Raw genomic sequence first — 21,449 nt, forward strand, 5'->3', positions numbered from 1 at the left:
GGTTTAGAGGCTTTCGAGTTGCTGTTTCTGGGCTTTTCCCTGCAAAATCCGCCAGATGAGTAACTTCTGTTCACTGCTCAGCAGTGAAGCCCAGGGTCTTTTCTGGGCCGCCCAGGGTCTGCCTCAAAATGCTCAGCCATGTCACCAGATGGAACACAGTCAGGCAACCTGCAAAGCATTTTCGCTTTTCGCCAAAAGCGAAAATGCTGCGAACCTGCCGAATGGTCCAACCTCTGGAAAACAGAGTCACCATAAGGCTTTTTCATCAAATACCATATTTCACTGCATCAGTGAAACACATGATAAAATGAAAACATGCTTGCTGCTGAAGCATTTCAGGCCGAAAATCGACTCCTCACCTTGCTCAGCCGACCCAGTCTGGGCCTGCAGGTCCAGAAAACAGTGCACTCCACCCACGACGTGCAAGTCATCACCCCGCAAGGTGAAGCCCACACCTTCACCTTGAAGCACCTGCAGCACAGCACACCCGGAAGGGTGAAGGACTGGCTGAAACGCAACTGGACCGGATCCCGTCCGAACCACACCCTGGTCCTGTCGTTCCCGTGGGTGTCCGAACACACCCTGGACCTCCTGGAAAGTCATGGGGTGAGTGCCCTGGACCTGGCCGGAAACCACCGGCTGCGTTTCGGGACATACCTTCTGGAACGCACCGGACACCCGGCACCCAAACACGCCCCGGGGGACACCTCACTGTTCACCCCGAAAGCCAGCCGGATCCTGCGGGCCTTTTTTGCGGACCCCCAGCACCCGTGGGGCACCCAGGAACTGGCAGACAGGTGTCAGGTGAGCCTCGGACAGGTCAGCAAAATCCGACAGAAACTCATCTCCGAAGGTCACCTGGTGGACGGCCCACAGGGGCTGCGCCTTTCAGACCCGCAGGCCCTGCTCAGCAGCTGGGTCGAGTCCGGCCTGAACGTCAAATCCCAGCCCCTCTCTGCATACACCCCCCTGCACGGCAAGCGCCTGGAGGACGCCCTGAGAACCCTCTCCCCCCACGCCACTGAAGTGCTGCTTTCCCACGAGAATGCCGCTGGGTGGATGAGCCCTTTCCTCACCCCCACCCGCACCCACCTGTACGCCAGCACAGACGGCTGGCACCACCTGCAAAAAGTGCTGCAGGCCGAGACGGCCGACAAAGGGGGCAACCTGACCGTGCACCTCACCGACGACCCTGGGGTGTTCCTGGACCGGGTGGAGGTCGCTGAGAACCTGTGGACCACCAGCCCGGTGCAAACTTACCTGGACCTCCATCAGCAGGGCAACCGGGGCAAAGAAGCCGCACAGAAACTCCTTGACTTGCACCTGCTTCCCCTCTGGCAGGGCACTTTCCCTTACCGTTCCTGGCCCCTGAGAGGAGAGAGGTATGCCTAAACCCCAGCACCACAGTGGTTACAGTGACCGCACCACCGAAGCCGTCCGGCGGGTGCTGCTCGACCTCGCCCACCTGCTCGGACCATATCGGGACCGGATTGTCATCGTGGGCGGCCTTGCCCCTTCCCTGCTCATCACTGATGCGGAAGAACCGCACGTGGGCACCATGGACATTGATCTGGCCCTGGACGCCAGTGGGCTGCAGGATGGGGACGCTTACGCCCACATGATCGAACTGCTCGAACACCACGGCTTTTACCGCAACACCACCGACCCGGAACTGAGAGGCTTCCAGCTGGCCACCCGGGTGGACCTCAAAGACGGAGGCCCAGCTGTGGTGGTGGAAGTGGACTTGTTGATTCCCAAAAACGTGAAACTCAAAAAACACCGCCCTCCCCTCACAGCAGGGCTTCGCACCCAGCAGATGCCCGGCATAGACCTGGCTTTACAGCACGTGGTGGACACCCCCCTCAGGGGCCGCAACCGCAAAGGACAACAGGACCCGCCACCCTCAGGGTCACCGCCCCCGAAGCGTTCCTGGTGCTCAAAGGCCTTGCCCTGTTGAACCGCACGGAACCCAAAGACGCATATGACGTGCACTACGTGATCCGCCATCACCCTGAAGGTCCAGAGGCACTCGGAGAGAAATGCCAGGGGCTGCTGCACGACCCCCTGGCGGTGCAAGCCTACCAGGCCATTGAGGAGAAATTTTTGCACCTGGACAGTCGTGGGCCCGGCGATGTGGTGGATTTCCTGCAGGGCCGTGACCCCGGGGTGGATGAGGACTTCCTCAGGCTGGATGCCCAGCGGCAGGTCCGACTGTGGGTGGAGGGCATGAAAAAGTAGTTGAGGTCCTGTTCGCAAGCCAGGATGCTGGCTTGCTGGGTGTCCCGGCAGGACTCACTTGCGCCGGGTGCGGTGTGTCCCCTGCTGTGCTGACGGGAGCATGTTCGCCAGTCAAACGGTTCTTTGACCCGTTTGGCCTGAATTTCATGGAACTTGCTGAGGTGTTGTATTCGATCCGGGGTGCAAACGGTGTTTCACCTTGGGGAAGGCTGACCTGGACTGCCTAAATCGTCTACGGCATGCACTGCTTTGCACTTGTGGGTGACGTTCGGTAGGGGATTTCCCTGAGGATCCACTGTGATCCACTGGTCAGGAAAATGAAAAACATTGGCTTAAACTGAATTTCAACTGTGGAATCTTCCTCTCCGCTCTTTGACCACCTGGACCACAATGACCCTGGGGACAGCACCCTCAACAGGTACCGTTACCAGCATGCTTACGGGGTGATCCTCGCCCTGGCCTCCGTCCGCAAAACTGCGGTCGGGTTTCAATCGATCTACTGTGAGCACCACGAAGACCTGCTGGGGGTCACCCCTGACCTCAAAGTCCATGCTTTTCAGGTGAAGACCACCAACGGTGACAAATGGCAGACTACCACCCCGGCGTTTTGCCATGCGATTGCACGATTCATCGAACTTCACCGCAAGTACGGGGAACAGGTGGCACGGTTTCATTTTGTCTCCAACCAGGATTTCAGCCGGGTGGGCCGGGACGCCCAGAGCAACAGGGACAAGGCGAAAAGCCCCACACTGCTGCTGGACATCTGCAAGGACACGACCCTGGAAGCGTACCCGGAGTATTTCCTGGATGCCTGTGACCGTTTGACAGACCATTGCCACTGCACCATGGAGGAATTGCTTTCGGTGCTGAAACGCACCGTGCTGGTGCTGGGTCCATCCCTGAATGGTTTCATGCATGAACTGGTCGCCGAGCACCTGCCCAAAACCCTGGGGACCACGGAGATGAGCATCGAAAGTGCGAGCCAGACGTGCCGGGAGCTGCTGGAGTTGTTCACGGTGGCGTCGGGTTTGCCTTCAGATCCGGATGCCAGGGTGCTTCCGGTGGAGCAAACCAAGTCGGGCACCACCACGGTGGAGGCCAAACGCATCTGCCTGGAACAGGTGCAGGGGGTGCTCGGTCGGCGGTTGCAGCGGTCCCGTCTCGGTGCTTTGCCAGATGATCCCACCCTGGAAACCCTGGAGCAAAGCAAAGGGGCAAAGCGTTTGATCAAGAAATTGCAGCGGGGTGGGCTGGATGCCCAGGTCAGGACCATGCAACGCCGCAAGACCACAGCTTTTGATTTTTTCATGCGGTGGCAGCACCGGAATCCGGTGGAGGCAGAGCAGGCCTTGCAGGCCGTTCAGGCAGAGGTGGAACGCTGCCACGCAGACCACCATGTGAGGATCTCCAGTGAGCACGAGGTGTTTGGCCGCAAATTGTTTGCCGCAATGGATAAAGAATTTGAAAGAATGATTATCAATCAACCTCACATGATTTATAATGTGGGTTATGATATACTGTTTGGTGTCACTGCCATGCGAACTGAAGATTGTATCTTATGGTGGAGTGAGCCATTTGATTTAGAGGAAGCCACATGAGCATGCTGTTGTTGAAAGAGGCCAGAGAAGTGGAGCAGAGCCAGGAATTGCACATGGCCAGGCTGCTGGTCTTGATCAATGCCCGAAAAGGCAAGAAACACATCGATGGCATCATGAAACTGGCCAAGCTTGACTTCCTCCTGAGGTACCCCACATGCCTTGAGCAGGCCCTGGAACACAGTGGCCTGAGCCCTTCTCTGGTTCAACTGGAAGAACATGAAAAAACCTCCATTGAAAGCAAAATGGTGCGCTTCAAATACGGACCCTGGGACGCCCGTTACCGGCAGTGGATTGGCCTGCTGGTGGCCAGGGGCCTGGTCCAGACCGAACTGAAAGGCAGGAGCGTGCAAGTGACCCTCACCGAACAGGGCCAGAGGATCGCACAACAACTTGAAAGCCTGCCAGACTTTCAGGACACCCTCCTGCGCAGCAAGGTGATCCAGGATCACTTCGGTCACCTGGGCAGCACCCGCATCAAAGAATTCGTGTACCAGGTGTTCCCGGACCTGAAAAACATGCGTTGGGGAGAAGAGATCACACCATGAAATTCGAACTGATCCAGTTGCACCTGCAATTCAAACAGTCCCTGGAAACCATCCGTTTCAAGCACTTCAATTACATCCATGGTGGTATCACCACCGGAAAATCCAGCATTGCCCAGCTGGTCGATTACTGCCTGGGCGGGAACATCAAGCTGACCCCGGCCCTGCAATCCGAACTGGTGCACGCCTCTCTGCACCTGGAAATCGAATCCCATCCCCTGCACCTGCAACGCACCCAGGATTCCGACGACATCCTCGCCGAATGGATCGAAGAAGGTCGGGCTTACACGGTCAAGTTGCCCTCCCGCACAGCCCTGGACACCGAAGTGATCCCGAACACAGGGATCAAGGTCCTCAGCGACCTGCTTTACCACCTGGCAGGGATTCCTGCACCCAGGGTCAAAAACAAAGCCAACAAAGAATCAGGCATGGCCCGACTCAGCTTCCGTGACCTGTGGGAGTACTGCTACCTGATTCAGAAACACATTGACAGCGATTTCTTCTCCCTGGCCATGGACGAAAAAATCGACGCCAACCGCAGGCACAAGGCCCGCAGTGCCCTCAAATTCATCCTCAAGCAACACGCTGAACAGGCCGAACTACTCGGGGCAATGCTCGACAAAACCAACAAACTGATCAAAGAAAAACGCCTGACGGTGGAATCCACCAAAACCGTGCTTTCCACCCTGGGCATCAAATCCACCGCAGACCTGAAAAAGCAACTGGGCACCCTGGATGGCAAAATCAAAAAGGCTTCTGAAGCCATCGCCAAAAACAAAACCCGCATTTACCCGACCACCGACCATGAAGTGGACCTGCTCAAAGAGCAGGCCAGAAGCATCCAAAAAGAGCTTGATCACCTGCAAGAAAACATCCGTGACCTGCAACTCCTTCTCCAGCAAGACGAGCGGCAGAAAAACGAGCTCCTCACCCTGCAAAACAAATTCAAACGGGACACCAGCGCCAGGGGGGTGCTCGGAGCCCTTCAGTACACCCATTGCCCCAAATGCACCCAGGCCCTGCCACACCGAGAAGAACCCCTCTGTCAGGTGTGTGGACAGCCCGACCTCCCACAACACCCCTCCGATAAGAACCACCAGGCGGCCGAAGCGGACCTCAAAGACCGCCTCCTGGAACTCGATGCCATGATCACGGGTCAAAGGCAAGAAATCACGGACCTGCAAAAAGACCTGAAATTGGCCCGGCGGGAGAAGCAATTTCTGGACAGCCGCATCAACCAGGCCCTGGAAAAGTACGACTCGGCTTACCTCTCACAGGCCCTGGAACTGGAACGCGAACTCGCCCGACTGGAACGGCAGCGGTTCGACCTTGATCGGCTGTCCACCCTGCCAGCGCTCATCGAAACACGCAAAAATGAAATCGATTTGCTGAAACTCGACGCCAGCAGGATGCGCGAGGACATCCAGGAACTCAAAGCGCAAATGGAAGCGGATGCCCAGAACCTCAAGCGTTTCATGGAACTGTTCCTGGACTGCCTGGTCAGGTGCAAACTGCCCAACGTTGCAGAGACCGACCAGATCGAATTCGATGCCAAAACCCTGTACCCCAGGATTTCTTCGGCGGGAAACCCCGATGTGGTTTCCACCTTCACAAGCATCGCCAGTGGGGGCAAGATGACCCTCTTCAAATGCTGTTTTGCCCTGGCCCTGCACAGGGTGGCTGCACGGATTGACAGTCCACTGCCTGAAATTCTGGTGATCGACACCCCCTCCAAAAACATGAGCCCGGACGAGGACCACGAGCAATACGAAGCCTTCCATGATTTGCTTTACCAGTTGGCTGCAGGAGAACTCAGGTCCACCCAGTTCATTTTCATCGACAACGACTTCCGTGCTCCGAAAGACGACAGTTTTGCAGAAGAAGACATCATGACCCGGTACCTGTCAAACACCGATCCCCAGCATCCTCCCTTGATTCCGTATTATCGGGGGCAGTGAGGATCTGCTTCTGGGCGCCTTGTAAGTGAAACGCAGGCACATCCAGGGGGATAAGCCCAAATGGGCGCCTGTAGATGAGGAACGTCCTACAGGGAGCCTTGAGAGTTCACCAGATAATGTGAGGTTCAGGAGGTCAGTAGAGGGTGGTGGGCACCTGGAATACCGCAATGATCTCCCGCAATTCTTGTGGGGTGAGGCCTTCCCCTTGCCCTCCAGATGACAGGTCCAGGTACTCGTATCTGGCTGCGGTTTCAGCGTACTCAATGCGGTCCACCACTTTGGTCACCGACTGGTCGCTTCTGGCCATCACCCCGTGTTTGCTCCACAACACGATGCGGTGCTGTTGCAGGGCCTTCACGGTGTGCTGCATGAGGATGCTGGAACCCGGCAGCATGAAGGGAAGCACCCCGATGCCTTCAGGGAGGTTGACGATGGTCTCGGGTTGCCAGCGCATCAGTTTGTGGTTGAGCACCAGGGTGTCCTGGTGGCTTTTCAGGTGGCTGAGGTAGGTGAGGTGCAGGGGCTGGGCGTGAACCACTGCATGAAAATTGGTTCCGGACCTGCCAATCTGGTCGTTGTGCACGGCAAGGTGTGAGTTGAATTCGCTGGTGATTCGCTCAAACAACCGTGCAGGGGAACTCAGCAGGGTGGCGGTCACTCCGTCCTGGTGGACCTTCACCACTGCAAGGTTGCCGTGCGGGTCCCGTTTGACGTCCCTGAGCCGGCGTCCGGAGCCGGTGACGATCAAGGTGCGGCCTGCGAGGTGAGGCACCACTTCGGGGAGGGTGTACGTTTCCCGCTGGGTGAACTCGGCTTCAGGGTAGAGTTCCCAGTTGACACAGAGGGAAATGTTGCCCGCAGCACCTTCACTGGCTTCGATGCTGGAGATGCGTTCTCCTGCGGCGCCCATGGCGGCAAACAACTGGTGGAGGGTGGGCTGGCTGATGTTCATGTTGACTCCTTTTGATAAATTTTATCAGAATATTGTTAAAACATGTCAAATTGTTGTTCATAAAGGGCCATTGAAACCAAAAAAGCCGTCCCAGCTGGACGGCCCCTGCAAAACCTCTGAACGTCAGGGGGTGGCAGAAGCCACCACCAGCTTCACCCCATGGTCCAAAAGGAATTTCCTCATGCCAGCATCCGGCTCCTGATCGGTGATCAAAACATCAATTTCAGTTGGTGAGACGATGCTGGAAAATGCCAGCACCCCAAACTTGGTGTGGTCAATCAGGGCAATGGCGGTTTTGGCAGAGTGGATCAGGCGGTTTTTGACTTCAGCTTCCACCAGACTGGCATCGGTGAGACCCCCTTTCAGGCTGAGGCCCCGGGCAGAGAAAAACACCTTGTCAGGATGCAGACGGCCCAGAATGAGTTCACTGATCGGACCCGAAAAGCCCCTGACCACCGGGTTGAACGTGCCGCCCACCACCGTGAAGGGCACCCGGGCCTGGGCCAGCACGTTCGCAGCATCCAGGCTGGAGGCCAGCACATGGACATCCTGCCTGGCCGACACCACCCGAGCCACTTCCAGGGTGGTGGTGCTGGCGTCCAGGGCGATGGTGTCCCCATCTTGAATGAGCCCGAGCGCTGCCGCTGCAATGCGGCGTTTGGCTTCAAGTTCGGCCTGGGCCCGCATTTCGTAAGCCACATCCACCTGCGCTTGCTCAATCAGCCTGGCGCCACCCCGCACCACCTCCAGCACCCGCTGCTTTTCCAGGTCCTGCAGGTCACGTCGGATGGTGATGTCGTGCACCTCCAGGCATGCAGCGAGGTCACGGATGGGGACGAATTTCTCCACCAGCAGGGTTTCGAGGATTTTGCGTTTGCGTTCCGAGGCATTCATGTTGAAAGTATATCAAGTGTGAACAAAGTTCTGCTGGGTTTGCACATCACAGGTTGCAAGGTGATTGGCCGCCACCCACCAGGAGAAAACCCTGTTCAAAACCGTGCCATGGCCAATTTGTGCAGGGCATTTGTGTGGGATGGTGAACGCAAAACCCTGGCAATTCTGCAACATGAACAGACAATGTTGCATAAAAATGTTCGTTCATGCTAAAAATGTGCTATATTCAAGCCATGAGCACCGACAACCCAGCGGTGTCGGACTTCCGGCACCAGCGCATCCTGCGCCTCGCCACCACCCAACCCGAAGTCCGCATCCGCGACCTCGCCCAAAAGCTCGGGGTCAGCGACATGACCATCCGCCGGGACCTGAAAGAACTCACCGACCAGGGCCTGCTCGAACGCACCCACGGCGGTGCCCGCCTGAAAGCCCAGGGAAACACCGAACTCGCCCTCGGCCACCGGCTCCAACGCCAGACCCACGCCAAAGAACAGATTGCCCGCACCGCCCTCAGCCTGATCCAGGATGGGGACACCATCGCCCTGGACGCCAGCACCACCACCCTTTACCTCGCCCACCTGCTGGCCGGGCGCAACGTGCACTGCCTGGTGACCGGCCTGGACGCCGCCAACACCCTCAGTCAACTCCAGGTGCCCTTCACCCTCATCGGCGGCACGTTCCACCCAGCGGCACGCAGCTTCATCAGCGGGCTGTTCAACGACATCCAGGGGAGGCTCCATCCGGACAAAGTGTTCTTCTCCTGCATGGGTTACACCTCCCACGCAGGCTTCACCGACGCCCACCTCCCAGAAGTCTCCAGCAAAGCAACACTCCTCTCCACGGGCAAGCAGGTCATTGCCCTGCTCGACCACACCAAATTTGGCCAGCAAGCCGTGGCCACCATCACCCGCATGCACAGCGTGCACACCCTGATCACCGACGCACCTCCCCCCGAAGGGGTCACCCGTGACATTACCCTGCACCACACCGAGCTCATCATCACCCCGTGAAAAGAGGAAGACATGAACGAAGACTCCATCAAAAACCACCTCAGACAACAAAAAATTGAGACGCCCAGCTGGGGATACGGCAACTCCGGAACCCGCTTCAAGACCTTCCCGGCAAAGGGCGCAGCCAGCACCGTGTGGGAAAAAGTCGAAGACGCTGCGTTCATTCACACGCTGACCGGAATCGCCCCCTCCGTTGCCCTGCACATCCCCTGGGACCGGGTCGAGGATTACGCGGAACTGAAAAAATACGCAGAAGACCGGGGCATTCAACTGGGAGCCATCAACCCGAACGTGTTTCAGGACCGGGAGTACAAGCTGGGATCTGTGACCAACCCGGATCAAAGCGTGAGGGAAAAAGCCACAAGGCACCTGCTGGACTGCGTGGAGGTCATGAAAGAAACCGGATCCCGGGACCTGAGCCTGTGGTTTGCAGACGGCACCAACTACCTCGGGCAAGACGACCTCAGAAAACGCAAACGGCACCTGCGTGAAGCCCTGCAAAAGGTGCATGACGCATTGCCCGACGGAACCCGCATGCTGGTCGAATACAAACTCTTCGAGCCTGCCTTCTACCACACCGACCTCGCCGACTGGGGCCTGGCCCTCACCCACTGTCTCGCAGTGGGCGAAAAAGCCCAGGTGCTCGTCGACCTCGGACACCACGCGCAGGGCACCAACATCGAACACATCGTCTCCACCCTGCTGGATGAAGGCCGCCTCGGGGGCTTTCACTTCAACGCCAGACGCTACGCCGATGACGACCTGGTGGTCGGCACCACCAACCCGCTGGAGCTGTTTGCCATCTACTTTGAAATTGCCCAGGCACAACAAGATGAGAATGAACAGCTGAGGAAACACACCTCTGAAGTGGCGTTCATGATCGACCAGAGCCACAACATCGAACACAAACTCGAAGCCATGCTGCAGAGCGTGCTCAACTGCCAGGAAGCCTACGCCAAAGCACTCAGCGTGGATTTTGACCTGTTAAAAGAAGCCCAGGAAAAAGGTGAAGTCCTCAAAGCCAACCGCATCGTGATGGACGCCTTTTACAAAGATGTGCGGCCCCTCCTGAGGGACCTGCGCGAAGAGATGGGGGTTCCCGTCGATCCATTCCAGGCCCTCGAAGAGAGTGACCACCTGAAAAAAGTGCTCCGTGATCGCCAGTCCACGGACACCGGCGGCGGCTTCCCCTCTTGAATCCACCCACCCCCATGCCTCCCACAAACCCCCAACACAGGAGAATGACCATGCCCAAAAACCTCTGGAACACCGAACTTGCCCCCCAGACCGACGGCCTTGACGCCCTCACCTACCGCAGCCAGCTGCTCGGCTCAGACCGCACCCTCGTCAACATTTACGGGGGCAACACCAGCGTCAAATCCACCGAAAAAGACCACGTTGGGCGCGACGTGGAGGTGCTGTGGGTGAAAGGCAGCGGCAGCGACATTGCCACCATCACCTCCCGTGGTTTCGCCGGACTCAAACTCGATGAGGTGCTGCCCCTGATCGAACGAGAAAGCATGACCGACGAGGAGATGACCCAATACCTGGACCGCACCACCTTCGAACCTGGACGCCCCAGGCAGAGCATCGAAACCCTGCTGCACGCTTTTGTGCCCTTCAAGCACGTGGACCACACCCACCCGGACGCCATCATTGCCCTGGCCTGCAGCCCGGACGGTGAACAGGTGATGCGCAAAATCTACGGGGACCGTGCCGCCTGGGTGCCTTACATCCGCCCCGGATTCACCTTATCGAAACAGATTGGTGAGGCCGTCCGCAACAACCCCCATCTGGAGTGCGTGGTGATGGGCAAACACGGGCTGGTCACCTGGGGGAACACCAGTGAAGAAAGCTACCTCAAAACCCTGAGCATCATCCAGGAGGCCGAAGATTTCATTGCTGCGAAACTCACCGGCGATGAATTCGGACCCCAGGTGGTTGAAAGTGTCCCTGCAGCAGACCGCAGAAGAATCTACGGGGAAATTGCTCCGGTCCTCCGGTCCAGCCTGGGCAAAGCGGGAAGCTTCATCAGCATCTTTGATGACAGTGAAGAAGTCCTCTCCTTCGTGAACAGTGAAAAAGCCCCCACCGTGTCCCAGGTGGGTGCAGCCTGCCCCGACCACCTGGTGCACGTCAAGCGCACCCCGATGTTCGTGAACTGGAAACCCGAAGACGGCCTGGAAAGCCTGGAAACCGCTGTGCAACAAGCCAGCGAGGCTTACCTGAAAGAATATGCCGAGTATTTTGATGCCCACAAAGGCGAGGGGGACAAAATGTTCCCCGCTTACCCCCGGGTGATCCTGATTCCCGGACTCGGCATGGTCAACACCGGATCAGACATTCAAAATGCGGACGTTTCCAACCAGCTGTACTACCGTGCCATTGCCGTGATTCGTGGTGCAGAAGCCCTGGGCGGTTTCGTGTCCCTGAGTGCCGCTGAGGCGTTTGCCATCGAGTACTGGCCGCTGGAGCTTTACAAACTTTCTCTCAAGCCCGCCCCCAGATCCCTGGCCGGCAAGGTCGCGTTTGTGACCGGAGGGGCCAGCGGCATCGGCAAGTCCATCGTGCACCGCCTGGCCGCAGAAGGGGCGCACGTGGTGGTCGCCGACATCAACGCCGAGGGTTCTGCAAAAACCGTGGAAGAAGTGGAACAAAAACACGGCAAAGGCAAAGCCCTGGCCGTACACTGCGATGTGACCAGCGAACAGGCCATCCAGAACGCTTTCCAGCAAACCCTCGAAACCTACGGGGTGGTGGATGTGGTGGTGTCCAACGCTGGCATTGCCTCTTCCGCCCCCATCGAGGAAACCAGCCTCGCCATGTGGGAGCTCAATCAGAAGATCCTCTCCACCGGGTACTTCCTGGTGTCCCGGGAGGCCTTCAAGGTGTGGCGCAAACAGAACGTGGGGGGAAGCCTGGTGTACGTGGCATCGAAAAACAGTGTCGCTGCCGGGAAGAACGCCGCTGCCTACAGTGCCGCGAAAGCCGCCGAGCTGCACCTCGCACGCTGCCTGGCCGAAGAAGGCGGGGCTGCAGGCATCCGGGTGAACACCGTGCTGCCCGACGCTGTGCTCTCCGGCTCCAGCATCTGGGACGGCAAATGGCGTGCAGAACGGGCCGCCACCTACGGCATTGCCCCCGACCAGCTGGAAGAGCACTACCGCAAACGCACCACCCTGCGCGTGAACGTCTTCCCGGAAGACATCGCCGAGGCTGTCAAATTCTTCGCCACCAGCGATTCCGCCAAAACCACCGGCGGGGTGCTGACCGTGGACGGCGGGGTGCCGATCGCCTATGTCCGCTGAGACCCGGCACGTTGCCATCGACCTGGGGGCCTCCAGCGGCAAGATTGCCCTGGTGACCGTCCGACCGGACGGACTTGAGGTGCAAGAGATTCACCGCTTCGACAACATTCCAGTGGAGACCCCCCAGGGGCTCTACTGGAACATGCTTTCCCTCTGGAAAGACATCGTTGCGGGCCTGAGGAAACTCTCCGGTCAAAACATCCACTCCATCGGGGTGGACACCTGGGCGGTGGATTTTGCCCTGCTCGACGAGCATGACCTGCTTCTGGATGGGGTGCACCACTACCGGGACCCTCGCACAAACGGCATCATGGAGAGGGTGCAAGACGAATACGGCAGCTGGAAGGTGTACCAGCGAAACGGCATCCAGTTCCTGCCGTTCAACACCCTGTACCAGTTGCTCTCCGTGAAACAGGACCACCCCCAGTTGCTCACCCAGGCCAGAACCCTCCTGATGGTCCCGGACCTGCTGCACTTCTGGCTGACGGGCGTGAAGAAAACCGAGCGCACCAACGCCAGCACCACCCAGTTCCTGCATGCCAGCACCGGGCAGTGGGACACCCTGCTCCTCGAAGACCTGGGGCTCCCCCACCACTTCCTGCCTCAGATCACAGAGGGAGGTGAGGGGGCATTCCCACTCCGGGAGGACCTGCAACAAGAATTGAACTTTCCTTCGGTCAAAGTGGTGCCACCCGGCACCCACGACACCGCTTCCGCCGTGGTGGCTGTTCCTGCAGAGGGGGAAAACTGGGCGTACATCTCCTCAGGCACCTGGTCCCTGGTCGGCACCGAACTGGAACACCCGGTGCTCACCGAAGAGGCTTTTGAGCGGAACTTCACCAACGAACTCGGGGTCTCAGGCACCGTCAGATACCTCAAGAACGTGATGGGCCTGTGGATCCTGCAGGAATGCCGTCGCAGCTGGGGGCATGCGGACTACCTGGAACTCTACCGGGAGGCCGATGAAGCCCGGGACACCTCCCTTTTCGATGTGGACGACCGGCGTTTCCTGGCCCCCGGACTGGACATGCCTGCACGGATTCAAACGTGGTGCAAGGAACATGGTGGAGAAGTGCCCACCACCCGTGGGGAAGTGGTGCGCGCGGTGCTCAGGAGCCTCGCGAGGCAGTACGGTCAGGTGATCAAAGACCTCCAATCCACCACCGGCAAAACCCTCCAGCAGCTGCACATTGTGGGAGGGGGAGCCCACATCGAACCCTTGTGCCAGTGGACAGCCAACGAGACGGGCCTCACCGTGCTGGCGGGACCCACCGACGGCACCCTGCTGGGCAATGCCCTCACCCAGGCCATGTTTGTGCGGGGCTGGAGTCTCTCTGAAGCCAGAGAAAAACTGAAACAGAACATCAAGCCCAGGGTGTTCACACCTGCCGTTTTGCAGGTGTGAAACCCGGAGTGACCCACCAGCCTCCTGTTCAGGAGGCTTTCTTTCTCCCAAGGAGTGAAAGCATGAAAGTCGATTTGTTCATCACCTGCCTGAACGACGCACTCTTTGCCCAGACCGGCAAGGCCACCGTTGAGCTGCTCAGGCGCCTCGGGCAGGAGGTGCACTTCAATGCCCACCAGACCTGTTGCGGTCAAATGCACTTCAACACCGGTTACCAGAAAGACGCCCTGGTCCTGATCCGCAAGTTTGTCCAGGATTTCCAGGACAGTGAGGTGATCGTGGCCCCGTCAGGAAGTTGCGTCGCCATGATCCGCGACCTGTACCCCAGGGCCGCAGAGTGGGCCGGGGACCATCAGTTGCTGGCAGAGGTTCAGAAACTGGCCGAGAAGACCTTTGAACTTTCCGAATTCATTGTGAATGTGCTCGAGGTGGAAGACGTGGGGGCGTACTACCCCCACAAAGTCACCTACCATCCGACCTGCCACGCTGCAAGGGTGCTGAGGGTGGGGGAAGCGCCTCTGAAGCTCCTGCGGAACGTGCGGGGCCTGGAACTGCTGGAGTTGCCCAACAAAGACCAGTGTTGTGGTTTCGGGGGCACTTTTGCGGTGAAAAACGCGGAGACCAGCACCGCCATGCTTTCAGATAAGGCCTCCAGCATCATGCAGACCCGGGCGGAAGCCTGCACAGCAGGAGACAACTCCTGCCTGCTGCACATCGGAGGGGGACTCTCCAGAATGCAGAGCGGCACCCGGACCGTGCATTACGCCGAGATTCTGGCCAGCACTGAAGGTCAGGTGCTCCGGTGAGCGGGGGGGGCATCCACCCACAGAAAACCTTTGTGGACGCTGCGCACGACACCCTGTCCAACACCCAGATGCGCAGAAACCTCCGGCACGTCACGACGGCCATTCGGGACAAACGCAGCCGGGTGGTCTCTGAAGTGGAGAACTGGGAGGAACTCCGTGAGGTGGCCTCCGGGATCAAACAGCACGTGCTGGAGAACCTGGACACTTACCTTCTGCAGCTTGAAGAAAGCGTCCACAAGGCCGGCGGACAGGTGCACTGGGCCTCCAATGCCCAGGAGGCCCGCGAGATCGTCGCAAAGATTGCCCTGCAGCACCAGGCAAAAGAAGTCATCAAGATCAAGAGCATCACCACCGACGAAATCGAACTGAACGACTTTCTGCAGGGCCGGGGGGTCGCGGCCATCGAGACCGATCTGGCGGAACTGATCGTGCAACTCTCCCATGACCGGCCCAGCCACATTCTGGTCCCGGCCATTCACAAAAACCGCGCGGAAGTGAAAGACCTCTTCAATGAAACCCTGGGTGCGGGCCTGGAGACCGACGAACCTGTGCAGATTGCAGGAGCGGCCCGCACTTACTTGCGGGAAAAATTCTTCAGTGTGAAGATGGCGGTGTCCGGAGCAAACTTTGCCATCGCAGAGACCGGTACCGTGTGCATTGTGGAATCGGAAGGCAACGGACGCATGTGCCTAACCCTTCCCGAGGTGCTGGTCTCCATCATGGGCATTGAAAAGGTGCTCCCCAGGTGGGAGGACCTGGCGGTCTTTCTGGAGATGCTGCCCCGTTCCTCGACCGCAGAGCGCATGAACCCCTACAACAGCATGTGGACCGGGGTCAGGGAAAACGATGGTCCGAAGGAATTCCATCTGGTGCTTCTGGACAATGGCCGCACCGAGGTCCTCAAAGATGAGGTGGGTGCCCAGTCCCTCAAATGCATTCGCTGTTCGGCCTGCCTGAACGTGTGCCCGGTGTATGAGCGGGCTGGAGGTCACGCTTATGGGAGTGTTTATCCTGGTCCCATCGGTGCGATCCTGACCCCGCAGTTGTTGGACATGAAGGATGACAAGGCCAACACCTTGCCTTACGCCTCATCTCTGTGCGGGGCGTGTTATGACGCCTGCCCGGTCAAAATCAACATCCCAGAGGTGCTGATCTACCTGCGTGGGAAAGTCACCGAGAAGAAAGGCACCACCCTGGAATCCCTGGCTTTGAAGAGCATGCTGTGGGTGATGAGTGAGCCCCACCGTTTTGAGGGGGCTTTGAAACTTGGGCGCATTGGGCAGGGACCCCTGACCAGGGATGGCAAATTCACGGCCCTGCCCGGTTTGCTTTCGGGCTGGACCCATTCCCGTGACCTGCCTGAATTGCCAGGCAAATCCTTCCGGGAATGGTGGAAGGAGGAGGGACAGTGAAAGAGCAGATCTTAAAAGCCGTGAGGGCAAAGAAACGTGCTGCGGTCACCCCTCTTCCTGCTTACCCCGAGAGACCCAGACGCACCGATGAGGAGGTGCTTGCCCGTTTTCTGGAGCATGTGGAAGACTACAAGGCCAGGGTGGAACGGACCCAGGATCTGGCACTGCTCCCCGCGCTGATCCAGCGGTTCCTGCAGGGTCAGACCCGTGTGGTGATCCCTGCAGACCTGCCGGTGGAATGGTTGCCAGAAGGGCTGACCCTCATCCGGGACACCCCGGACCTGTCCTTGAACACCTTGAAGCAACAAGAGGTGGTCATCACCGGGTGCAAACTGGGCATCAGTGACACCGGGACGATCGTGCTGGACTCGGCAGTCAGGCAGGGAAGGCGCATCATCAGCCTGATTCCCGACCACCACATTTGCATCGTCTTCAGGGATCAGGTGGTGCAGGGGGTGTTTGAGGCCACCACAACCCTGGAGCCGAGCGTTCAGGCCGGGTTGCCCCTCACCTGGATCAGTGGTCCGAGTGCCACCAGTGACATTGAACTGGTCCGCGTGGAGGGGGTACATGGACCCAGAACCCTGGATGTCCTTGTGGTGGGTTGACCCACCTGCACGCTCCCCTTGAAGCGCCTGGTTTGCCAGGCGTGTTTTTTTGAGGCCCTGCCCAACGCAGGGCTGCGCTGACCATCAAAAACCCCCTGCCTTCGCTGGCAGGGGGTTTCATCGGTGGTGTTCATTCGGGCAGTTGCACTGGGCTGACCCCCCGGAAGGGCACTTGCCCGGTCAGGGCCAGGACCACCGCTTGCTGGACAGGCAGCACCGGGCTGTAGGCGTTCACGTACGTCTGGCATTCCGGAACTTCAAAGAGGTGGTACGGGTTCCCAAACGACACCACCACCGTGGGCAGGGTGTGCCAGTGGCGTTCCATGGCCCGCAGGCGGTTGCCGTGCAGGGCCGCCCAGGGGATGCGCAGGGTGTCTTTGAGCATCGCCCCTTCGTCGGCCAGCAGGTAAATGAGCACATCGAAGTCTTCGCGTGAGACGCGGGTGTTCACGTCGTACACGGTCACCTCAAAGCCTGCCTGTTGCAGCAGTCCTTGCACCTCCAGGGGCTTGAGGGGAGAAAGCAGGGAGTCTTTGCGTTCTGGGTCCTGGATGACCAGCACCCGCCGGTGGGTTTGGGGTTGGAGGGGCAGCAGGCCCTGCAGATCCCGCACCAGGGTCACGGAACCTTCAGCGATCTCCCTGGCCCATCCCTGGTGCTGTTCGGTGTGGTACAGGGATTGCATCTGGTCCTCTCCGGGAAGGTCCCGTGACAGGTGCAACCCCAGGTGGGCTTTGAGGGCCAGGATGCGCAAGACCGCCTCATCCACCCGCCGCATGCTGAGCCTGCCGTCTTCCACGGCGTCACGCAAGTACCCCAGTTCGGTTTTCACGTCCCCCGGGAAGAGCAACAAATCGCAGCCGTTTTCAATGCACTGTGGCACGGTGATGCGCCGTTCACCGTGGGAGGTGAAGCCCGCCATCATCGAAGCGTCCGAAGTGATCACCCCATTGAAGCCCAGTTCTTCCCGCAGCAAATCCACATTCAGTGCTTTTGAGAGGGTGGCGGGCAGGAAGTGCCCGGCGGCGCTCCTTTCCCCTGCCCTCCCCTGCTGGTAAGCCGGAAAGGAGATGTGCCCACCCATCACCGTGAGCACCCCGAGGTCCACCATGCTGCGGTACAGGTTCCCGAAACTGCTGTTCCAGGCATCAAGGCTCAGGCTGTTCACCGAGGTGACGAGGTGCTGGTCCCGGTCGTCCACCCCATCTCCTGGCCAGTGTTTGGCGCAGGCCGCCATGCCTTCTTCTTGCATGGCCTGGATGTACGCCTGACCGAACCCGGTGACCTTCTGTGGGTCCTCCCCGAAGGCGCGGGAATTGACGATGGCACTCTGAAAATTCAAGTTGAGGTCCAGCACCGGGGTGAACGACCAGTTGAATCCACAGTACCGTCCTTCTCGCGCCGCAAGGCGGGCGGTCTGTTCCGCACTGCGCACCTGTCCAGTGGCAGCCACACCCATCAGGTTCGGCAGGGCTGTGCCCCACTCCCCGCCGATGGTGCCGAGTTCACTGAACTCCAGGTCTCCGGCAACCAACGCTGGAATTTTGCTGTTTTGCTGCATGGTGGTGGTGAGCAGCCGCAACAGTTCTGGAGGCAAACCGGTCATGAGGAACACGTTGTTGATTTCCAGTTCCAGCCATTCGTGCAGCACCTGCGGGCTGGGGGGCACCACCAGTGGCATCAGGAGCTGGGCCAGTTTGGTGGAGGTTTTCATCTGGGAGAAGGTGTCTTGCACCCATTGCAGGGCGGCATCGTCCAGGAAGAACGGTTTGAGGGTCAGGTGCTTCAAATCAGCAAGGGTCTGGGTGTTCATGTTTTCCTTTCCAGTGTCCATTGGGTGGGTCATGGGTTGTGCTGGTCCAGCCACTGCTGGATCCGCTCACGGAGCGGTTGCTGGTTGGGCACCGGAGGCACCGCTTGCTCCAGGGTGAAATTGAGGATCCCTGCCGTGCCCGAATCAAAGTGCCTCACGGCGTCCTCTGAGTGGCTGCCGAGCACCCGCAAAAACCCCCGGTACGATTCACGCTGGTCGAGCAGGTCCCGCACCCGGGTGTGCCAGGTGAGGCGGGGGGGCTGGGTTTGCGGGAGGGCCAGCTGAAAGTGGTGGGTGCCGCTTCCCACCATGATGGCATCCCTTGCAGGCAAATGCACCGTGCCGGTGGTGTTCGGGGGCAGGATCACCGTGCATTCCAACGTGCCTCCCTCCACCTTCCATCGGGATTCTACCCGGCCGTAAGGGGAGTCGAAGGTGGCGGCAGCAGAAGTGAACTTTCCTTGCACCTGAGGTTGGAACCTGATTTCTCGGTAGCCGGGCCCTGCAGGGGCCAACCCTGCCACACAGCGGTGCAAGAAATCCGCCACCGCACCGAGGGCGTAATGGTTGAACGAAGTCATTTCTCCAGGGTTGATGGTTCCGTCCGGCAGCATGCTGTCCCAGCGTTCCCACACCGTGGTGGCCCCCATCGTCACCGGGTATAGCCACGAAGGGCACTCCGTCTGGGTTAAGAGCAGGTGGGCAGTCTCCACTTCACCGACGCTGCACAACGCGTCACAGATGATTGGGGTGCCCACAAACCCGGTGCTGATGTGGTGCTTGCTGACCCGCACCAGGTCCGCGAGCCGCCTCCCAGCCAGCTGCCGCTGTTGCCCATCGTTGATCAGCTGGAACTCCAGGGCCAGGCTGTATGCGGTGGTGGCGTCCCCCAGCACCCGACCCGAAGGGGTGACGTACTCCCGCTGGAAGGCGTCTCTCACCTGCTGGGCCAGCTGGCTGTATTTCACCTGGTCGGTGTCCCGTCCGAGCACCCGTGCGGCGTCCGCCACAATCTGGGCACTGCGGGCAAAATACGCCGTGGCCACCACGGCAGCCGGGGTCTTGGCGTTCTCTGGACGCTCCGGCGGGGCGTCCGGGTCCAGCCAGTCCCCATACTGGAAGCCCATGTCCCACAGTTTGCGCTCCCCGGTGAGCGCAACCAGGCAATCCACCCAGCGTTTCATGCTCTCAAACTGCTGTTTGAGGATGCCCGTGTCACCGAACCGCTGGTACTGCGTCCACGGCACGATGGTCGCTGCATCGCTCCAGGCCGCCACCGGGCTCAAACCGAACTCCAGCACGTTGGGCACCACGAAAGGCACGACCCCTTCAGGGGACTGTTCGGCCTGCAGGTCCCTCAGCCACGAACTCAAAAACCCCCGGGTGTCATACAGGAAACTTGCTGTGGGCGCAAAAGCCTGAATGTCTCCGGTCCAGCCCATGCGTTCATCCCGTTGCGGGCAGTCGGTCGGCACATCCAGAAAGTTCCCCCGCATCCCCCACACCACGTTTTGGTGAAACTGGTTGATCAGGGGGTCCGAGCACTCAAACCACCCGGTCCGCTCCAAGTCACTGTGCACCACCACCGCCTCAATGTCTGCAGGGTTCAGTTCCCCTGGCCAGTTCTCGATCTGGGCGTACCGGAACCCGTGAAAAGTGAAGTGGGGCTCATACACTTCCACCCCGTTTCCTTTCAGGGTGTAGGTGTCGGTGTTCGCAGCATGCCTGAGGGGCCTGATGCCCAGTTCGCCGTTCTCGAGCACTTCAGCGTGCCTGAGGGTCACGGTGTGGCCCCTCTCGCCTCGCACTTTGATGTTCAGCCAGCCAACCAGGTTCTGTCCGAAGTCCAGCACTGTTTTGCCTGATGGGGTCTGGATCACCTCTTGCACTTTCACGGATTCGATCCTGCGCACGGGTGGGCCTTCGGGGGCGACCAGGGTGGTGAAGTTGAACGGCAGGGTCTGCACATTCTTCCAGCCCTGGTCGTCAAAATCTGCTGTGTCCCACCCCGGCTGTTCTTTGCGGGCGTCGTAGCGTTCCCCGTCGTAAATGTCGTCGAACTGAATCGGCCCTTCACTCCACGTCCAGCTGTCATCGGTGGTGAGGGTGACGGTTTGACCGGTTTCCAGTTCGACTTCGAGTTGCGCGAGCAGGCCCAGGGTGTTGCCATAAAGGTTGCGTCTTCCGCCTCCAAAACCGAGCCTGCCCCGGTACCAGCCGTTTCCAAGCATCGTTCCGATGGCATTTTCACCCTTTTTCAGCAGTCCGGTGACGTCGAAGGTGTGGTACCTCAGGCGGGTGGTGTAGCTGGTCCAGCCTGGCGAGAACAGTTGATCGCTGACCCTCTGTCCGTTGATGCGGGTGTCGTGCAACCCCAGGCTGGTGATGTACAGCCGTGCAAGGCGCGGGTGGCCGGGGAGGTTGAAGTGTTTCCTCAGCAGGGGGGCCGGTCCAGGTGTCTGGGGGTCTTCTTCCCTTCGTGGACCGACCATCTGGGCGGTCCAGTCCTCGCTCTCAAGCAGTCCGGCTTCCAGGGTGAGGGGGGCACTCCATTCGGAGGGATGCCCATCGTTTCCAGTGGTTCGGACCTGCAAGGTGACTTTTTCGCGGGACTTCAGGGGCCGGAACGGCCAGTCGACCAACACCGATTCCCTTCCGGAAACCTGTCCGGTGGTGTGGTGTTCTCCGTTTGCAAAGACCGCTTCGATTTCGAAGTGGGTTTGCAGCCAGTGGGATGTTTCGGTGTGGGTCTTCCAGGAGAGGCGGGGTTGGCCGGTCCCCAAGCCGGGGTGGGCCTGGGGGTGGTGTTCTGCGTGGAAGCCGGTGATGGTGGTCATGCTGGGGCGGTCCGGGTTGACGGTGGGAGGGTGGGGGTGGGATCGGGTCATGGGACGCTCCTGGGGTT

General features: G+C 59.4%; 17 protein-coding genes. 13 read left to right on the top strand and 4 right to left on the bottom strand.

Annotation, left to right across the window (positions count from 1 at the left end; genetic code table 11):
- Positions 1–315 precede the first annotated feature (315 nt).
- The 6 genes from IEY52_RS23740 to IEY52_RS23765 all read left to right on the top strand — a co-directional run bounded on the left by IEY52_RS23740 (position 316) and on the right by IEY52_RS23765 (position 6,336).
- Positions 316–1,392 (top strand): type IV toxin-antitoxin system AbiEi family antitoxin, encoded by a 1,077-nt coding sequence (locus tag IEY52_RS23740; RefSeq protein WP_189008096.1) that lies wholly within the window; start codon positions 316–318, stop codon positions 1,390–1,392.
- Positions 1,385–1,957: a hypothetical protein gene (locus tag IEY52_RS23745; RefSeq protein WP_189008098.1), complete on the top strand. Its 573-nt coding sequence runs from the start codon at positions 1,385–1,387 to the stop codon at positions 1,955–1,957. The genes IEY52_RS23740 and IEY52_RS23745 overlap by 8 nt, the downstream gene beginning before the upstream one ends.
- Complete coding sequence (locus IEY52_RS23750) at positions 1,933–2,238, top strand: hypothetical protein (protein WP_229684943.1); 306 nt, start codon at positions 1,933–1,935, stop codon at positions 2,236–2,238. The genes IEY52_RS23745 and IEY52_RS23750 overlap by 25 nt, the downstream gene beginning before the upstream one ends.
- A 350-nt stretch (positions 2,239–2,588) precedes the next feature.
- The gene (locus tag IEY52_RS23755; RefSeq protein ID WP_189008100.1) at positions 2,589–3,836 is read left to right on the top strand and encodes a dsDNA nuclease domain-containing protein; all 1,248 of its coding nucleotides are present in this window, start codon (positions 2,589–2,591) and stop codon (positions 3,834–3,836) included.
- Complete coding sequence (locus IEY52_RS23760) at positions 3,833–4,381, top strand: hypothetical protein (RefSeq protein ID WP_189008102.1); 549 nt, start codon at positions 3,833–3,835, stop codon at positions 4,379–4,381. Before IEY52_RS23755 ends, IEY52_RS23760 begins: the two co-directional genes overlap by 4 nt.
- The gene (locus IEY52_RS23765; RefSeq protein ID WP_189008104.1) at positions 4,378–6,336 is read left to right on the top strand and encodes a coiled-coil domain-containing protein; all 1,959 of its coding nucleotides are present in this window, start codon (positions 4,378–4,380) and stop codon (positions 6,334–6,336) included. The genes IEY52_RS23760 and IEY52_RS23765 overlap by 4 nt, the downstream gene beginning before the upstream one ends.
- A gap of 133 nt (positions 6,337–6,469) precedes the next feature.
- On the opposite strand, the gene rhaD is transcribed toward IEY52_RS23765, so the two are convergent.
- Both rhaD and IEY52_RS23775 read right to left on the bottom strand, forming a co-directional pair.
- Positions 6,470–7,288: a rhamnulose-1-phosphate aldolase gene (rhaD, locus tag IEY52_RS23770; RefSeq protein WP_189008106.1), complete on the bottom strand. Its 819-nt coding sequence runs from the start codon at positions 7,286–7,288 to the stop codon at positions 6,470–6,472.
- Between the two features lie 123 nt (positions 7,289–7,411).
- Positions 7,412–8,182, bottom strand: a complete 771-nt coding sequence (locus tag IEY52_RS23775; RefSeq protein WP_189008109.1) for a DeoR/GlpR family DNA-binding transcription regulator — start codon at positions 8,180–8,182, stop codon at positions 7,412–7,414.
- 233 nt (positions 8,183–8,415) lie between these two features.
- On the opposite strand from IEY52_RS23775, the gene IEY52_RS23780 reads away from it, so the two are divergent.
- The 7 genes from IEY52_RS23780 (at position 8,416) to IEY52_RS23810 (ending at position 16,731) form a co-directional block, all read left to right on the top strand.
- Entirely contained in the window at positions 8,416–9,192 is a 777-nt protein-coding gene (locus IEY52_RS23780) for a DeoR/GlpR family DNA-binding transcription regulator (protein ID WP_189008112.1), read from the top strand.
- A 12-nt stretch (positions 9,193–9,204) separates the two neighbouring features.
- The gene (gene rhaI / locus IEY52_RS23785; protein WP_189008115.1) at positions 9,205–10,389 is read left to right on the top strand and encodes an L-rhamnose isomerase; all 1,185 of its coding nucleotides are present in this window, start codon (positions 9,205–9,207) and stop codon (positions 10,387–10,389) included.
- A gap of 50 nt (positions 10,390–10,439) precedes the next feature.
- Positions 10,440–12,500: a bifunctional aldolase/short-chain dehydrogenase gene (locus tag IEY52_RS23790; protein WP_189008118.1), complete on the top strand. Its 2,061-nt coding sequence runs from the start codon at positions 10,440–10,442 to the stop codon at positions 12,498–12,500.
- Positions 12,490–13,905: a rhamnulokinase gene (locus IEY52_RS23795; protein WP_189008121.1), complete on the top strand. Its 1,416-nt coding sequence runs from the start codon at positions 12,490–12,492 to the stop codon at positions 13,903–13,905. Before IEY52_RS23790 ends, IEY52_RS23795 begins: the two co-directional genes overlap by 11 nt.
- A 62-nt stretch (positions 13,906–13,967) precedes the next feature.
- On the top strand, positions 13,968–14,711 hold the full coding sequence (locus IEY52_RS23800) for a (Fe-S)-binding protein (protein WP_189008124.1): 744 nt from the start codon (positions 13,968–13,970) through the stop codon (positions 14,709–14,711).
- Positions 14,708–16,123, top strand: coding sequence for a LutB/LldF family L-lactate oxidation iron-sulfur protein (locus IEY52_RS23805; protein WP_229684944.1), 1,416 nt, complete (start codon positions 14,708–14,710; stop codon positions 16,121–16,123). The genes IEY52_RS23800 and IEY52_RS23805 overlap by 4 nt, the downstream gene beginning before the upstream one ends.
- Positions 16,120–16,731: a LutC/YkgG family protein gene (locus IEY52_RS23810; protein WP_229684946.1), complete on the top strand. Its 612-nt coding sequence runs from the start codon at positions 16,120–16,122 to the stop codon at positions 16,729–16,731. Before IEY52_RS23805 ends, IEY52_RS23810 begins: the two co-directional genes overlap by 4 nt.
- 130 nt (positions 16,732–16,861) lie before the next feature.
- On the opposite strand, the gene IEY52_RS23815 is transcribed toward IEY52_RS23810, so the two are convergent.
- Both IEY52_RS23815 and IEY52_RS23820 read right to left on the bottom strand, forming a co-directional pair.
- Positions 16,862–18,544, bottom strand: coding sequence for a glycoside hydrolase family 3 protein (locus tag IEY52_RS23815; RefSeq protein WP_189008130.1), 1,683 nt, complete (start codon positions 18,542–18,544; stop codon positions 16,862–16,864).
- Between the two features lie 29 nt (positions 18,545–18,573).
- Positions 18,574–21,432 (bottom strand): family 78 glycoside hydrolase catalytic domain, encoded by a 2,859-nt coding sequence (locus IEY52_RS23820; RefSeq protein WP_229684947.1) that lies wholly within the window; start codon positions 21,430–21,432, stop codon positions 18,574–18,576.
- Positions 21,433–21,449 lie beyond the last annotated feature (17 nt).

Source organism: Deinococcus roseus, assembly GCF_014646895.1.
In the GTDB taxonomy this organism is placed as follows: domain Bacteria; phylum Deinococcota; class Deinococci; order Deinococcales; family Deinococcaceae; genus Deinococcus_C; species Deinococcus_C roseus.

What these genes read in the sequence shown, in the direction of transcription:
- IEY52_RS23745 (WP_189008098.1), top strand. Translation starts at nt 1,385, where the DNA reads ATGCCTAAACCCCAGCACCACAGTGGTTACAGTGACCGCACCACCGAA.
- IEY52_RS23765 (WP_189008104.1), top strand. Translation starts at nt 4,378, where the DNA reads ATGAAATTCGAACTGATCCAGTTGCACCTGCAATTCAAACAGTCCCTG.
- IEY52_RS23820 (WP_229684947.1), bottom strand. Translation starts at nt 21,432, where the DNA reads ATGACCCGATCCCACCCCCACCCTCCCACCGTCAACCCGGACCGCCCC.
- IEY52_RS23775 (WP_189008109.1), bottom strand. Translation starts at nt 8,182, where the DNA reads ATGAATGCCTCGGAACGCAAACGCAAAATCCTCGAAACCCTGCTGGTG.
- IEY52_RS23795 (WP_189008121.1), top strand. Translation starts at nt 12,490, where the DNA reads ATGTCCGCTGAGACCCGGCACGTTGCCATCGACCTGGGGGCCTCCAGC.
- IEY52_RS23800 (WP_189008124.1), top strand. Translation starts at nt 13,968, where the DNA reads ATGAAAGTCGATTTGTTCATCACCTGCCTGAACGACGCACTCTTTGCC.
- IEY52_RS23790 (WP_189008118.1), top strand. Translation starts at nt 10,440, where the DNA reads ATGCCCAAAAACCTCTGGAACACCGAACTTGCCCCCCAGACCGACGGC.
- IEY52_RS23815 (WP_189008130.1), bottom strand. Translation starts at nt 18,544, where the DNA reads ATGAACACCCAGACCCTTGCTGATTTGAAGCACCTGACCCTCAAACCG.
- rhaI (WP_189008115.1), top strand. Translation starts at nt 9,205, where the DNA reads ATGAACGAAGACTCCATCAAAAACCACCTCAGACAACAAAAAATTGAG.
- rhaD (WP_189008106.1), bottom strand. Translation starts at nt 7,288, where the DNA reads ATGAACATCAGCCAGCCCACCCTCCACCAGTTGTTTGCCGCCATGGGC.
- IEY52_RS23740 (WP_189008096.1), top strand. Translation starts at nt 316, where the DNA reads ATGCTTGCTGCTGAAGCATTTCAGGCCGAAAATCGACTCCTCACCTTG.
- IEY52_RS23760 (WP_189008102.1), top strand. Translation starts at nt 3,833, where the DNA reads ATGAGCATGCTGTTGTTGAAAGAGGCCAGAGAAGTGGAGCAGAGCCAG.
- IEY52_RS23780 (WP_189008112.1), top strand. Translation starts at nt 8,416, where the DNA reads ATGAGCACCGACAACCCAGCGGTGTCGGACTTCCGGCACCAGCGCATC.